Source organism: Vibrio sp. 1CM7H (genome assembly GCF_023161645.1).
GTDB classification, from domain to species: domain Bacteria; phylum Pseudomonadota; class Gammaproteobacteria; order Enterobacterales; family Vibrionaceae; genus Vibrio; species Vibrio diabolicus.
Map to the genome: position 1 here is coordinate 171,214 of NZ_JALNTV010000005.1, position 14,750 is coordinate 185,963.

The window sequence follows — 14,750 nt, forward strand, 5'->3', positions numbered from 1 at the left end:
TTCATGGCTGAATGACAGTGACGTTCACACGTATACTGACAGCAGTACTTCTTTTTATTAAGGAACCCCACATGTCCATTTGGCAACGGGTCTGTTTCACCCATCGCTTTAGTCAATTACCGTCAGCTTTCTATACTTTGGTCGAGCCGCAACCCTTGGATAATACTCGTTGGGTCGCTTGGAATAGTGAGTTTGCGCAGCAGTTTGGTTTACCAGCAGAGCAAAGCGATGAGCTATTGGCGGTTTTTTCTGGGCAAAGCGAATTCGAACCGTTTCGTCCTTTGGCGATGAAATACGCAGGACATCAGTTTGGCGTTTACAACCCAGACTTGGGCGATGGACGTGGATTGCTGTTGGCGGAAATTGAGCATCAAGATGGCACTTGGTTTGATATTCACCTTAAAGGCGCGGGGCTAACCCCCTACTCGCGAATGGGGGACGGCAGGGCGGTGTTGCGCTCAACCATTCGTGAGTATTTATGTAGTGAAGCCATGGTGGGGCTTGGGATCCCGACGACTCGTGCTCTTGGCATGATGGTCAGTGACACGCCGGTTTATCGCGAGAAAACAGAATTCGGCGCAATGTTGATTCGTATGGCGGAGACCCACGTGCGTTTTGGCCATTTCGAGCATTTTTTCTATACCAATCAATTGGCAGAGCAAAAGTTGCTGGCGGACAAAGTGATCGAGTGGCATTTTGCTGATTGTGCATCGGCAGAGAAGCCATACGCTGCAATGTTTGGTGAAATTGTTCAGAAAACAGCGGACATGATTGCTTATTGGCAAGCGTATGGGTTTGCTCATGGGGTAATGAACACCGATAACATGTCGATCCTTGGTCAAACGTTTGATTACGGCCCGTTTGGTTTTCTTGATGATTATGAGCCGGGATATATTTGTAATCATTCCGACTACCAAGGTCGTTATGCATTTGACCAACAGCCAAGAATTGCGCTTTGGAACCTATCAGCACTCGCGCATGCGCTATCGCCACTCGTTGAGCGAGAAGATTTAGAAGCGTCGTTGAGTCAATTTGAAGTCCGGTTGAGTCAGCAGTTCAGCCGCCTAATGCGTGAGAAGTTGGGTTTAAAAACCAAGATCGCGGAAGATGGACGTTTATTTGAAGCAATGTTTGAGCTCCTTCACCAAAATAAAACGGATTACACTCGCTTCTTTAGAACGCTTTCAAATCTTGATACTGATTCTTCTCAAGCCGTAATCGACTTGTTTCTAGACCGAGAAGCTGCGCGAGCTTGGCTTGATCTGTACTTAGCTCGATGTGAGCTAGAGGTTGATGAACTAGGGGAGCTGATTTCAGCCGAACAGCGTTGCGAACAGATGCGTCAAGCCAATCCCAAATACATCTTGCGTAACTACTTGGCTCAGTTGGCCATTGATAAAGCGGAAGAAGGGGACTTTAGTGAATTACACCGATTGGCCGAACTGTTAAAGCGCCCATTTGATGAGCAACCCGAGTTTGATGATTACGCGAAATTGCCACCGGAATGGGGGAAGAAAATGGAGATAAGCTGTTCTTCATAAATGGGTCATTTCCCACCCATTTGAATCTTTTTCTTGGGTGGAATTCACTCGTTATACTCTGTGTTCATGTTAATGGGCTTTGTTAATTTATTGAAATGCATATGAATTTTAACATGGTCCATTAATTGCTCTTTGTTGAACATCCGTACCCATCGCCTAATACCTAGTTATTCATGGACGGGATGGGATGTGATTCAACAAGGAGAATAATAATGTTTAAGCCTCTAACTCTACTATCTGTCTCTGCGCTTGCTGTAACGAGCTTTAACGCTGCCGCGAATTGTGACCCAGGTGAAACGGTCATCAAGTTCAGCCATGTAACGAACGCGGACAAACACCCAAAAGGTATTGCGGCTTCGTTACTTGAAAAACGCGTTAACGAAGAGATGAACGGTAAAGTCTGTATGCAGGTGTTTCCGAACTCAACGCTTTACGATGATGATAAGGTGTTGGAAGCACTACTAAATGGTGATGTTCAACTCGCTGCACCTTCTCTTTCTAAGTTTGAGAAATTCACCAAAAAGTACCGCCTTTTCGATCTGCCTTTCTTATTCGACGATGTCGACGCTGTTGACCGCTTCCAAAACTCTGAAGCCGGTGAAAAGCTGAAAAACTCAATGAAACGACGTGGCCTACAAGGTATTGCGTTTTGGCATAATGGCATGAAGCAAATGTCAGCCAACAAGCCGCTCATTTCTCCAGCCGATGCTGAAGGGCTTAAGTTCCGTGTTCAAGCTTCTGACGTTCTCGTTGCTCAGTTTGAACAGCTAGGCGCAAACCCGCAAAAAATGTCATTCAAAGAAGTGTACGGTGGCCTGCAAACTAAGGTTATTGATGGTCAAGAAAATACTTGGTCAAACATCTACGGCAAAAAGTTCTTCGAAGTTCAAGATGGCATTACGGAAACGAACCACGGGATTCTGGATTACCTAGTAGTGACGTCAAACGACTTCTGGAAAAACTTACCAGACGATCAGCGCGAGCAGCTAAACACAATCATCCAAGAGGTGACAGCGCAGCGTAATGCTGAGTCGACCAAAGTGAACCTTGCGAACAAAAACAACATCATCGAAGCTGGTGGTGTGGTTCGCACGTTAACGCCAGAACAGCGCCAAGAATGGGTCACTGCACTTCAGCCAGTATGGAAGAAGTTTGAAAAAGACATTGGTTCTGACCTAATCGAAGCCGCTTTGGCTTCTAACCAAAAATAATAACGCCTAGCACGCTTAGCCCTCTCGATTAGAGGGGGCTCTTTTCCCCTACAGACGACGTGATGTAATTATGGAACAGACTTTTTTTGCCAAGGCTGGACGAATCACCGATGCCATTGAAGAGACTTTGATTGCTTTCTTCCTAGGTGCCATGACCTTGTTAACCTTTGCCAATGTCATCTTTCGTTATGTCTTTAACGACAATATTCTTTGGGCGCTTGAGCTCACCGTCTTTATGTTCGCATGGATGGTGTTGGTCGGCGCTTCTTACGGTGTGAAAAAACACTTTCATATTGGTGTTGATGTGATTATCAACATAGTGCCAGAGGGCAAACGAAAAGCCTTGGCGTTATTCGCTGCAATATGCTGTTTAGCCTTCTCTATTTTGCTTTTAATTGGCTCTTGGAACTACTGGTATCCGTTCGCCACAGACCGAGCGTGGTATGAAACGGATGATATTCCAATGCCGGAAATGCTTCAGTTTATGGCGGATTGGTTAAACGAGGGAGAGCGTTACGAAAAGCTGCCACGTTTTATTCCTTATTTCGCTTTGCCGCTTGGTATGGCGTTGCTAACGCTGAGATTTGCTCAGGCAACATGGCAAATTGCTACCGGAAAGCTCGATCGACTGATTGCAGGGCATGAAGCGGAAGAAGAGCTAGAGGCGCTTCAAGAAGAGATGAGTGATGCCGGTGATCTTATGGCTCCAAAGGCCTCAGACAATTCTAAGAGCAAGGAGCAATAAGCCATGGATATCTTATTTCTATTTTTGATGGTGATTGGTTTCATGCTCGTCGGCGTGCCAATCGCAGTTTCTCTGGGTCTTTCCAGTATTCTTTTCCTTTTGATTCATTCGGATGCGTCTTTGGCGTCTGTTGCTCAAACGTTGTTTAATGCATTTGCTGGACACTACACTCTATTAGCAATTCCATTCTTCATTTTAGCTTCAAGCTTTATGTCGACAGGTGGTGTAGCAAAACGGATCATTCGTTTCGCGATTGCTATTGTAGGCTGGTTCCGTGGTGGTTTAGCGATGGCTTCGGTTGTCGCGTGTATGATGTTTGCCGCGCTATCAGGTTCATCTCCAGCAACGGTTGTTGCCATAGGTAGCATCGTTATCGCAGGTATGATCAAAAACGGTTACTCAAAAGAGTTTGCGGCCGGCGTAATTTGTAACGCAGGTACGCTAGGGATTTTGATTCCGCCGTCTATCGTTATGGTAGTTTACGCTGCCGCGACTGATGTATCAGTTGGACGTATGTTCCTCGGTGGTGTGATACCGGGTTTGTTGGCTGGCGTCATGCTGATGATAGCGATCTATATTGCTGCCCGTATTAAGAACCTGCCAAAACAACCATTTGTCGGTTGGAAAGAGACGTTTGATGCAGCTAAGGATGCAAGCTGGGGCTTGTTGCTGGTGGTGATCATTCTCGGTGGTATTTATGGCGGTATTTTCACCCCAACAGAAGCCGCTGCAGTTGCTGCTGTGTACTCGTTCTTTATTGCCAACTTTGTATACAAAGACATGGGGCCATTTGCTGATAAGCAAAATACTAAGCCTGCATTAGTCAAAATTTTTCACACCTTCGTTCATAAAGACACCAAACACACGCTGTATGAAGCGGGTAAACTCACCATCATGCTGCTTTTCATTATTGCCAATGCGTTAATTTTGAAGCACGTTCTCACGGAAGAACGCATCCCGCAAATGATCACAGAGTCAATGATGTCAGCTGGTTTAGGACCAATCACCTTCTTGATTGTGGTGAACGTATTGCTGTTGATTGGTGGTCAATTTATGGAGCCATCAGGCTTATTGATCATTGTTGCACCACTGGTGTTCCCAATTGCGATAGCACTGGGGATCGACCCAATTCACTTAGGTATTATGATGGTGGTGAATATGGAGATAGGTATGATAACACCACCTGTTGGGCTTAACTTGTTTGTTACTGCAGGTGTCGCCAAAATGTCGATGATGAATGTAGTAAAAGCCGCACTGCCATGGGTGGCGGTGATGTTCCTATTCCTCATTATTGTAACGTACGTGCCATGGGTGTCGACTTGGTTACCAACGACCTTGATGGGGCCAGAAATCATTACTAAGTAATGGCACCAGATATTTGAAGAAAAACAAAAGAGGTGTGATGATTCACACCTCTTCGTCTATGGGTTTGTAGTTAGGCCTACGAGGGTCTGGGTGGACTCGCCGCTCGTAGCTTCGCCACTTCTTTTTATTCTTGCGCCGCTCCTCGCCTGAACGTCTCTCTTCTTGATATTGCCCGTCTACCATCACGGTATCTGTAATGATCGGTATTCTCACTTTCTCGTTCATATCCGTAACAACCATGATGAATCAATTATTAAAAATTATGATTCAAGTTGGATATAATACCAATCCTTGAGAATCGTTTTATTTATAGAGCTCTTTATCTATTTGATAGCGTTGCATTTTGTCATACAGAGTTTTTCGAGGCACATTCAATTGCGCCATTGTCTGTTTAATGCTGCCGTTATTTTCCAGTAATGCACCTTCAATGGCTGCTCTCTCGAACTCTGCAACTTGTTCTGCAAGACTTGAAGAAGGCTTGGCAACCGGAGTCGATTCTCCTAACTGAATTAATTTACCCAATAGCACGAAACGCTCTGCTGCATTTCTTAGCTCGCGAACATTGCCTGGCCAGTCATGGTTCATCAGTTGGGCGAGGTCGTGGGATGACAAGCTAGGAGAGCTTTTACCGTAACGTGAAGCCGCTACCAATAGGAAATGATGGAAGAGGGCAGGGATGTCTTCTTTCCGTTCACGCAGTGGCGGGAGATCTAAGGTAACCACATTCAGTCGATAGTAAAGATCTTGGCGAAAGGTTCCCTCTTCAGCAGCGCGTTTCAAATCGACTTTGGTTGCGGCAATTACTCGAATATCTAAGGGCAAGAGTTCATTCGAGCCGACACGCTCAATCACACGCTCTTGCAGTACTCTCAGTAAACGGATTTGGGCTTGGATTGGCATTGACTCGATTTCATCCAAGAAAAGTGTACCGCCTTGAGCAAATTCAAACTTACCGATACGGCGGCTTTCTGCGCCAGTAAATGCGCCTTTTTCATGCCCGTAGAGTTCGCTCTCAATCAAATTCTCTGGTACTGCACCACAATTTACTGCGACAAAGTTTTGGTTCCGTCGAGAACTTTGCTCATGCAAAGAGCGGGCGATTAACTCTTTACCTGTACCAGTCTCGCCAAACAATAAGATATCTGCATCAGTATCGGCGATGTGAGCAATGGTTTCGCGTAACATTTGAATGCTAGACGTTTCTCCGATAACACGAGGTCCGAGCGTTTTACTTGCCTTGAGAGACAGGCGTAACTTCTCGTTTTCAACCGTTAATTGGCGCTTCTCAATGGCGCGCTTGACGGTTTCAACTAGGTGCTCAGGTGGGAATGGCTTTTCGATAAAATCATACGCTCCTTGGTGTAACGCATTAACTGCCATTGAGATATCGCCATGACCAGTAATCATAATCACGGGAAGATGGGTGTCTTTTCGTACAAGGGTATTCAGTAAATCCATCCCTGAAATACCGGGTAAGCAAATATCGGTAATCACCACACCTGGCTCGGCTCCCTGCTTAATGGCTAGTAAGGCAGATTCAGCGTCTGGAAAGAATGTGGCATCGATATCTGCCAATTCAAACGTTTGTTCTATTGCCAGTCTAAGATCGGCTTCATCATCAATAAAAAACACCTGACACATGATCTCATCCTTTTGATTTTTCTGTGTTGTTAGGAGCGATAGGTAAACACAATGAAAATCGAGCTCCGCCTTGTTCTCGGTTTTGGGCACATAATCTTCCGTTCATACTGGCTAAGATTTGTTGCGAGATAGAGAGTCCTAAACCTAACCCATTTTGTTTGGTAGTTAGGAAAGGCTCACATAAGTCCGAAAGTGAGAAATCTCCAAGCCCTGGACCATTGTCATCTACATGAATCCAAACCAAACCGGCATGTTCGTCTTGCTCTATGGATAACTGTACTTGTTTGTCTTGTTGCTCTTTGAGAGCCTCTATCGCATTGGTCAGTAAATTAACCAACACTTGTTCAAGTTGAATGATATTGATCTGAACTTCAACATCGTGCTCTGGTACCTGAGTTTCTAGCGTGACACGTGCAGATTTAAGTGCGGGTTTCATCAGCTCTTTGACTGAGGCAATTACTGGAAACAAACGAGATTGAGCCAGCTCGTTTCCACTGGTTTTTTTAGCGAAAGAACGAAGCTGCTGACTGATGTTTGCCATACGATCAGTGAGGGCTGAGATACGAGTTAGATTATCTTCCACTCGCTCATATTTTTCTTTTTGGAGGAACAGCTTGCCGTTTTCAGCAAAGCTGCGAATGGCCGCAAGTGGATTATTCAGTTCATGACTGATACTGGCTGACATTTGCCCTAATACTGCTAGTTTCGCAGCTTGAACGAGTTCGTCTTGCGTTAGGCGAAGTGTTTGTTCGGTTTCTATTCTCTGGGCGATTTCTGCTTGCAATTCTGCGGTGCGAGCCATGACTTGATATTCAAGTTTTTGATTGGCCTCTTGTTGAATTCTCTCAAGTTGTAAGTGGCGTTGTTGACGGTGATAGATGAGCTGGCCAATTAAAAACAATACGGTGAATGCAAGAGTAAGTACAAAAATGTAACCCATTGTGAGCCAGACGATAGACTGCTTGGGAGATAGTACACGGATGGTCAGCTTGAGCTCTGGTAGGGGCAACGAAGAGACCACCAAGGTCCCTTTGTTATATGGGTAACCTTGTTTAAGCTCAGAATGCGTTTCCTCCACATTGCCCACCAATCCTAGAGTTTCAATTGGCTCATCAAGATATTGTCGGCTTGCCCAAACTTGTTTTCTTTCATTCTCAGTCAGTGGTTGTAAGCTTTTGAGTAGCCAATCGCTTCGGCTGCTCATGAAAACAATCCCGTGCGGATCGCTCGCGACGAACACACTATTTGGCTGCTGCCAGTTGTCTTCTATCTTACTCAAGTCCATCTTAACCACGACCACACCAAGGACGCCGCCCGCGTATATGATCGGATAAGAATAGTAGTAGCCACGCTTACCCGAAGTCGAACCCAGCGCGTAGTATTGGCTTCGTTCCCCAACGATTGCTTGTTTGAAATAAGGGCGGAACGCAAAATTTCGTCCAATAAAAGATCGCTCTTTACGCCAGTTGCTGGCCGCGACCGTCGTACCCCATTGATCGATTAAATAGGTATCTGCCGCTTCAATCACGTCATTAACGGATTCTAAATACCGATTGGTGAGTTCCAGTTGGGCACTGTTATTTGGATGCAGTAACGCTTGATGGAGAGGGTCATCTTTGGCCAGAAGGTTAGGGATATGGGCGTATTTATCGAGTTTGTTTTTAATATGACTAGAAAATTGCTCAAGTTGGGACTGGTGTTTATCAAGCAATGATTGATAACTAGTCTGCCAAACCCAATGACCACCTATGATTGCGCAAAGGAAATAGAAGGCAAAAAAAGTCAGCAGAATCCGGTTTTTTTGCGACATCATTACACTCCTTAACCCTTTCCTTTGGTCACGTAAGAAAATGTTAATAGTTTGTAGGGAGGATTAGGGATTTAGTTTTCAACTCTGTGGAGTAAAACAAGAGCAAGATCTCTTTTTAGGCTTTTCGATAAAAAAACCGGTCGATTCTCTTGAAAAAGTCGCTATTGTCCCCATTCTAGATATGCTGACGATACTTAGACGGTGTTTGAATCGCATTTTTGAAGAAAAAATGGGTCAGCATTCGAGAATTTAGCGCAGACAATGTCCACATAGTGGCTATTGGCTCGACAGGGTTGCGACAGATCGCTAGAATGTCGCGTCTAAAAATTCTGTCCTGAGGCTAATAGGAGATACCTTTGGTAATTTTATCGAAGATATCACTGATTAGTCCGGTACTGACAAACAGTATCGATACTCGATTTAAATTAGGTGTTCGGACAGAACACTACACAAGGATGAAGCGTAAGCTCCGCTGAGTTTCGCTCATACGCTCGGAAAACCGAGCCACTTTAGAGGTTTATATATAATGCAAGTTACTGTTGAAACGCTAGAGGGCCTAGAGCGCCGTCTAAACATTACTGTTCCAGCTGCAAACATCGAAGACGCTGTAACAGCTGAACTACGCAACATCGCTAAAAACCGTCGTTTCGATGGTTTCCGTAAGGGTAAAGTGCCTCTAAAAATGGTTGCTAAGATGTACGGCAAAGCAGTACGTCAAGACGTTCTTGGTGAAGTTATGCAACGCCACTTCATCGAAGCTATCGTTAAAGAGAAAATCAACCCAGCTGGCGCTCCAACTTTCGCTCCTGTAGAAAACAAAGAAGGTTCAGACCTAGTTTTCACTGCAACTTTTGAAGTTTACCCAGAAGTTGAGCTTAAAGGCCTAGAAAACATCACTGTTGAAAAACCGCTAACTGAAGTTAAAGACGCAGACGTAGAAGAGATGATCGATACTCTACGTAAGCAACAAGCTACTTGGGTTGAAGTTGAAGAAGCAGCAGAAGATGGCAAACGCGTAAGCATTGACTTCGTTGGTTCTATCGACGGTGAAGAATTCGAGGGCGGTAAAGCTGAGAACTTCCCACTAGAAATGGGCGCTGGTCGCATGATTCCTGGTTTCGAAGACGGTATCGCAGGTAAAACTGCAGGTATGGAATTCGACATCGATGTGACTTTCCCAGAAGATTACCACGCTGAAAACCTAAAAGGTAAAGCAGCTAAGTTCGCAATCAAAGTGAACAAAGTTGAAGCTCGTGAACTACCAGAACTAAACGACGAGTTCGTTGCTAAGTTCGGTGTTGTTGAAGGCGGTGTTGAAGCACTTAAAGCTGAAGTTCGTAAAAACATGGAACGCGAGCTTAAGCAAGCTGTTAAGAACCGCATCAAAGAGCAAGCGATTGACGGTCTAGTTGAGCAAAACGACATCAACGTACCATCAGCGCTTATCGAGCAAGAAATCCAAGTTCTACGTCAACAAGCTGCACAACGCTTCGGTGGTAACCCAGAAGCTGCTGCTCAGCTTCCACGTGAGCTGTTCGAAGAGCAAGCTAAACGTCGCGTAGTAGTTGGTCTTCTACTAGGTGAAGTAATCAAGTCTGAAGAGCTAAAAGCGGACGACGAGAAAGTTAAAGCTCTAATTGAAGAAATGGCTACTGCATACGAAGATCCATCAGAAGTTATTGCTTACTACGAGCAAAACGAAGAAATGATGAACAACATGCGCAATGTAGCTCTAGAAGAGCAAGCAATCGACGCGATCATCGCTAAAGCACAGGTTTCTGAGAAAGAAGTAGGCTTCAACGAGCTACTTAACCAACAACAACCTGCTGCTTAATAAGCAATATCTTGCGTAGAAGGTTGACTTAACGTTAACTATTCTGCTAACAATGGTCCGTATGATAGTCATCATCCGGGCCATTTATTTTAGGGACATAAGAATATGAGCTACCAAGAAAAAAATGCAATGTCGCCAATTATGGACGCGCTAGTACCAATGGTGGTTGAACAAACTTCCCGCGGCGAACGCTCTTACGACATCTACTCACGTCTGCTGAAAGAGCGCGTGATTTTTTTAACGGGTCAAGTGGAAGACCACATGGCAAACCTTGTCGTGGCTCAGCTACTTTTCCTAGAATCTGAAAATCCAGATAAAGATATTTTCCTATACATCAACTCGCCAGGCGGCAGCGTAACAGCTGGTATGTCTATCTACGATACCATGCAGTTTATTAAGCCAAATGTGAGCACTGTATGTATGGGTCAAGCATGTTCAATGGGTGCCTTCCTGTTAGCGGGTGGTGCGCCAGGTAAGCGTTACGTACTGCCTAACTCTCGTGTAATGATCCACCAACCATTGGGTGGTTTCCAGGGTCAAGCTTCTGATATCCAAATCCATGCTCAGGAAATCCTGACCATTAAGCAGAAGCTAAACAAGTTGTTAGCAGAACATACTGGCCAACCTCTTGAAGTCATTGAGCGCGATACTGATCGTGATAACTTCATGTCATCAGAGCAGGCTGTGGAATACGGTATCGTGGATGCAGTGTTAAGCCACCGCGGCGAGTAATTAGCCAGCGCATTTTGGCAAAAATTGATATACACTCATTCATGAAGAGTAAAGGCTAAGAGGTTAGCGAATGACAGATAAAAGCAAAGAAAGTGGCAGCGGTAAATTGCTGTACTGTTCTTTCTGCGGCAAAAGTCAGCACGAAGTTCGCAAGCTAATCGCAGGTCCGTCAGTGTACATTTGCGACGAGTGTGTCGACTTATGTAACGATATTATTCGCGAAGAAATCAAGGATGTTCTCCCTAAGAAAGAATCTGAAGCGTTACCAACGCCAAAACAGATCCGTGAACACCTTGATGACTATGTGATCGGGCAAGATTACGCGAAAAAAGTGCTCGCAGTTGCGGTATATAACCACTACAAGCGTTTACGCAATGGTGATACAACGAGTGAAGGTGTAGAGCTTGGTAAAAGTAACATCCTTCTAATTGGCCCAACAGGTAGCGGTAAAACACTACTTGCTGAGACATTAGCTCGATTCTTGGATGTGCCATTTACAATGGCAGACGCAACCACACTAACCGAGGCCGGTTATGTGGGTGAAGACGTTGAAAACATCATCCAAAAGCTTCTGCAAAAATGTGATTACGATGTAGCTAAAGCTGAACGCGGCATCGTTTACATTGATGAAATTGATAAAATTTCACGCAAAGCTGAAAACCCATCTATTACGCGTGACGTATCTGGTGAAGGTGTTCAGCAGGCGCTACTAAAACTTATCGAAGGTACGGTTGCTTCGGTTCCACCTCAAGGTGGTCGTAAGCACCCTCAGCAAGAATTCCTACAAGTGGACACGTCGAAGATCCTGTTCATCTGTGGTGGTGCATTTGCTGGCCTAGATAAGGTGATTGAGCAGCGTGTTGCAACAGGTACAGGTATTGGCTTCGGTGCTGAAGTTCGTTCTAAAAACGAATCGAAGACCGTGGGTGAGCTATTTACTCAGGTTGAGCCTGAGGATTTAGTGAAGTACGGACTCATTCCAGAATTCATTGGTCGTCTTCCTGTGACAACAACACTGACTGAGCTTGATGAAGAAGCGTTGATTCAGATCCTATGTGAACCGAAGAACGCATTAACCAAGCAATACGCAGCATTGTTTGAGCTTGAAAACGCCGAACTTGAGTTCCGAGAAGATGCGCTGCGCGCTATCGCTAAGAAAGCAATGGAGCGTAAGACAGGTGCTCGTGGTTTACGCTCGATCCTTGAAGGCGTATTACTGGAAACCATGTACGAACTGCCATCTGCGACAGACGTAAGTAAGGTCGTGATTGATGAGTCCGTCATCAATGGTGAGTCAGAGCCATTGCTTATTTATAGCAACTCAGACAATCAGGCCGCTGGAGCAGAATAAATTCAGCCGTAATGAAAAGGGAGGTAAGTAATTACCTCCTTTTTTTATTTCTCTTATTGAATCCAAACAATTAGCCCCCATATAAATCGATAAGTAATACGTAAACGTGAAAGCGGAAGAGAGAATTATATGAACTTGGAACGTTCCGAGCGTATCGAGATCCCGGTACTACCTCTACGTGACGTAGTGGTCTACCCGCACATGGTTATTCCATTGTTTGTTGGTCGTGAGAAATCGATTAGCTGTTTAGAAACGGCGATGGAAACCAACAAACAAGTTCTTCTTGTGGCACAAAAGCAAGCTGATACTGATGAGCCTACGGTTGACGACCTATTTGAAGTAGGTACGGTAGCCACCATTCTCCAGCTACTGAAGCTTCCGGATGGCACAGTAAAAGTACTGGTTGAAGGCCAGCAACGTGCGAAAATCAATCACTTTAAAGAGAGTGACTTCTTCCTAGCGGAAGCGGAATTTGTGGTTACGCCAGAATTGGATGAGCGTGAGCAAGAAGTGATTGTTCGCAGTGCGATCAATCAGTTTGAAGGCTTTATTAAGCTAAACAAGAAGATTCCACCAGAAGTTCTCACCTCACTCAACGGTATCGACGAAGCGGCTCGCTTAGCGGATACTATTGCAGCTCATATGCCGTTGAAGCTGGTGGATAAGCAGCAAGTACTTGAAATTGTTGATGTCACTGAGCGTCTGGAATTCCTAATGGGCCAGATGGAATCAGAGATCGATTTGCTGCAAGTTGAAAAACGCATTCGTGGTCGCGTTAAAAAGCAAATGGAAAAATCTCAGCGTGAGTACTATCTGAATGAGCAAATGAAAGCGATTCAGAAAGAACTTGGTGAGATGGAAGACGCACCAGACGAGTTCGAAACGCTGCAGAAGAAGATTGACGAATCAAAAATGCCTCAAGAGGCACGTGAAAAGACTGAGCAAGAGCTGCAAAAGCTTAAGATGATGTCTCCGATGTCTGCCGAAGCAACAGTGGTTCGTAGCTACATCGATTGGATGGTCAGCGTGCCTTGGGCTAAACGCTCAAAAGTTAAGAAAAATTTAGCGAAAGCAGAAGAGATTCTTAATGAAGACCACTACGGTCTAGAGCGCGTAAAAGAGCGTATTCTTGAATACTTGGCGGTTCAAAACCGAATCAATAAGTTAAAAGGTCCAATCCTTTGTCTTGTTGGTCCTCCAGGTGTGGGTAAAACGTCTCTTGGTCGTTCAATTGCTTCTGCTACAGGTCGTAAGTACGTTCGTATGGCGCTGGGTGGTGTACGTGATGAAGCAGAAATCCGCGGTCACCGTCGTACTTACATTGGCTCATTGCCAGGTAAATTAATCCAGAAGATGTCGAAAGTTGGCGTGAAGAACCCATTGTTCTTATTGGACGAAATCGACAAAATGTCTTCAGATATGCGCGGCGATCCGGCATCAGCGCTACTAGAAGTACTTGATCCTGAACAGAATAACTCGTTCAACGATCACTACTTAGAAGTGGATTACGACCTTTCTGACGTTATGTTCGTTGCAACCTCGAACTCGATGAACATTCCAGGTCCATTGTTAGACCGTATGGAAGTTATTCGTTTATCTGGTTACACCGAAGACGAGAAGCTGAACATTGCAAAACGTCACCTTGTTGATAAGCAAGTGAAGCGCAATGGTCTAAAACCGGATGAGATCATCATTGAAGACTCTGCGATTATTGGCATCATCCGTTATTACACTCGTGAAGCGGGTGTCCGTAACTTAGAACGTGAGATCTCTAAGATCTGCCGTAAAGCCGTGAAGAACATCTTGCTGGATAAAGACATCAAGTCAGTAACGGTAACGATGGACAACCTAAAAGAGTACTTGGGTGTTCAACGTTTCGATTACGGTAAAGCGGATGAAAGTAACCGAATTGGTCAAGTGACAGGTCTAGCTTGGACAGAAGTGGGTGGTGATCTGCTAACGATTGAAACTCAATCTATGCCAGGTAAAGGTAAGCTGACGCAAACGGGCTCTCTTGGTGACGTGATGCAAGAGTCTATCCAAGCCGCAATGACAGTAGTTCGCTCTCGTGCAGAAAAACTGGGTATCAATACTGACTTCTACGAGAAGAAAGATATTCACGTGCACGTACCGGAAGGCGCGACGCCAAAAGATGGCCCAAGTGCGGGTACTGCAATGTGTACTGCCTTGGTTTCTGCTCTGACAGGTAACCCTGTGAAAGCAGAGGTAGCGATGACGGGTGAAATAACACTGCGTGGTGAAGTCCTACCTATCGGTGGCCTAAAAGAGAAGTTACTTGCGGCACACCGTGGCGGCATTAAGACTGTGCTAATTCCAAAAGACAACGAGCGTGATTTGGAAGAGATTCCTGATAATGTTATCGCTGATCTGGAAGTCATCCCTGTACAGTGGATTGATGAAGTACTGAAAGTCGCACTAGAGCGAGACCCGACGGGCGTTGAGTTTGAGTCTCAAAAATAGTGATGTGCAGCAAAAATAAGTAAAAGTTTACGCTGATAA

At 45.0% G+C, this 14,750-nt stretch carries 11 protein-coding genes; 8 read left to right on the top strand and 3 right to left on the bottom strand.

Features of this window, described 5'->3' with window-relative positions; translation table 11 throughout:
• The first annotated feature begins 71 nt into the window (after positions 1–71).
• The 4 genes from MSG33_RS18240 to MSG33_RS18255 all read left to right on the top strand — a co-directional run bounded on the left by MSG33_RS18240 (position 72) and on the right by MSG33_RS18255 (position 4,862).
• Positions 72–1,541, top strand: a complete 1,470-nt coding sequence (locus MSG33_RS18240; RefSeq protein ID WP_248381667.1) for a protein adenylyltransferase SelO — start codon at positions 72–74, stop codon at positions 1,539–1,541.
• A 212-nt stretch (positions 1,542–1,753) separates the two neighbouring features.
• Positions 1,754–2,752, top strand: coding sequence for a TRAP transporter substrate-binding protein (locus tag MSG33_RS18245; protein ID WP_005390503.1), 999 nt, complete (start codon positions 1,754–1,756; stop codon positions 2,750–2,752).
• A 70-nt stretch (positions 2,753–2,822) separates the two neighbouring features.
• Entirely contained in the window at positions 2,823–3,497 is a 675-nt protein-coding gene (locus MSG33_RS18250) for a TRAP transporter small permease (RefSeq protein WP_005390505.1), read from the top strand.
• Positions 3,498–3,500: 3 nt separating this feature from the next.
• The gene (locus tag MSG33_RS18255; RefSeq protein ID WP_005390510.1) at positions 3,501–4,862 is read left to right on the top strand and encodes a TRAP transporter large permease; all 1,362 of its coding nucleotides are present in this window, start codon (positions 3,501–3,503) and stop codon (positions 4,860–4,862) included.
• A gap of 42 nt (positions 4,863–4,904) precedes the next feature.
• Here the strand turns inward: MSG33_RS18255 and MSG33_RS18260 are convergent, their stop codons facing one another.
• From MSG33_RS18260 to MSG33_RS18270, 3 genes are all read right to left on the bottom strand, one after another.
• Positions 4,905–5,087, bottom strand: coding sequence for a hypothetical protein (locus tag MSG33_RS18260; RefSeq protein WP_046874352.1), 183 nt, complete (start codon positions 5,085–5,087; stop codon positions 4,905–4,907).
• A gap of 78 nt (positions 5,088–5,165) precedes the next feature.
• Positions 5,166–6,503 (bottom strand): sigma-54 dependent transcriptional regulator, encoded by a 1,338-nt coding sequence (locus tag MSG33_RS18265; protein WP_005390512.1) that lies wholly within the window; start codon positions 6,501–6,503, stop codon positions 5,166–5,168.
• 4 nt (positions 6,504–6,507) lie between these two features.
• Positions 6,508–8,313 (bottom strand): ATP-binding protein, encoded by a 1,806-nt coding sequence (locus MSG33_RS18270; protein WP_248381669.1) that lies wholly within the window; start codon positions 8,311–8,313, stop codon positions 6,508–6,510.
• Between the two features lie 526 nt (positions 8,314–8,839).
• On the opposite strand from MSG33_RS18270, the gene tig reads away from it, so the two are divergent.
• The 4 genes from tig to lon all read left to right on the top strand — a co-directional run bounded on the left by tig (position 8,840) and on the right by lon (position 14,711).
• Complete coding sequence (tig, locus tag MSG33_RS18280; RefSeq protein ID WP_005390526.1) at positions 8,840–10,147, top strand: trigger factor; 1,308 nt, start codon at positions 8,840–8,842, stop codon at positions 10,145–10,147.
• A gap of 105 nt (positions 10,148–10,252) precedes the next feature.
• Entirely contained in the window at positions 10,253–10,879 is a 627-nt protein-coding gene (gene clpP, locus MSG33_RS18285; RefSeq protein ID WP_005382347.1) for an ATP-dependent Clp endopeptidase proteolytic subunit ClpP, read from the top strand.
• A 70-nt stretch (positions 10,880–10,949) separates the two neighbouring features.
• Entirely contained in the window at positions 10,950–12,230 is a 1,281-nt protein-coding gene (gene clpX / locus MSG33_RS18290) for an ATP-dependent protease ATP-binding subunit ClpX (RefSeq protein ID WP_005390528.1), read from the top strand.
• Between the two features lie 129 nt (positions 12,231–12,359).
• A complete protein-coding gene (gene lon / locus MSG33_RS18295) occupies positions 12,360–14,711 on the top strand; it encodes an endopeptidase La (protein ID WP_005390529.1) in 2,352 nt (783 codons plus the stop codon).
• The last annotated feature ends 39 nt before the right edge of the window (positions 14,712–14,750 follow it).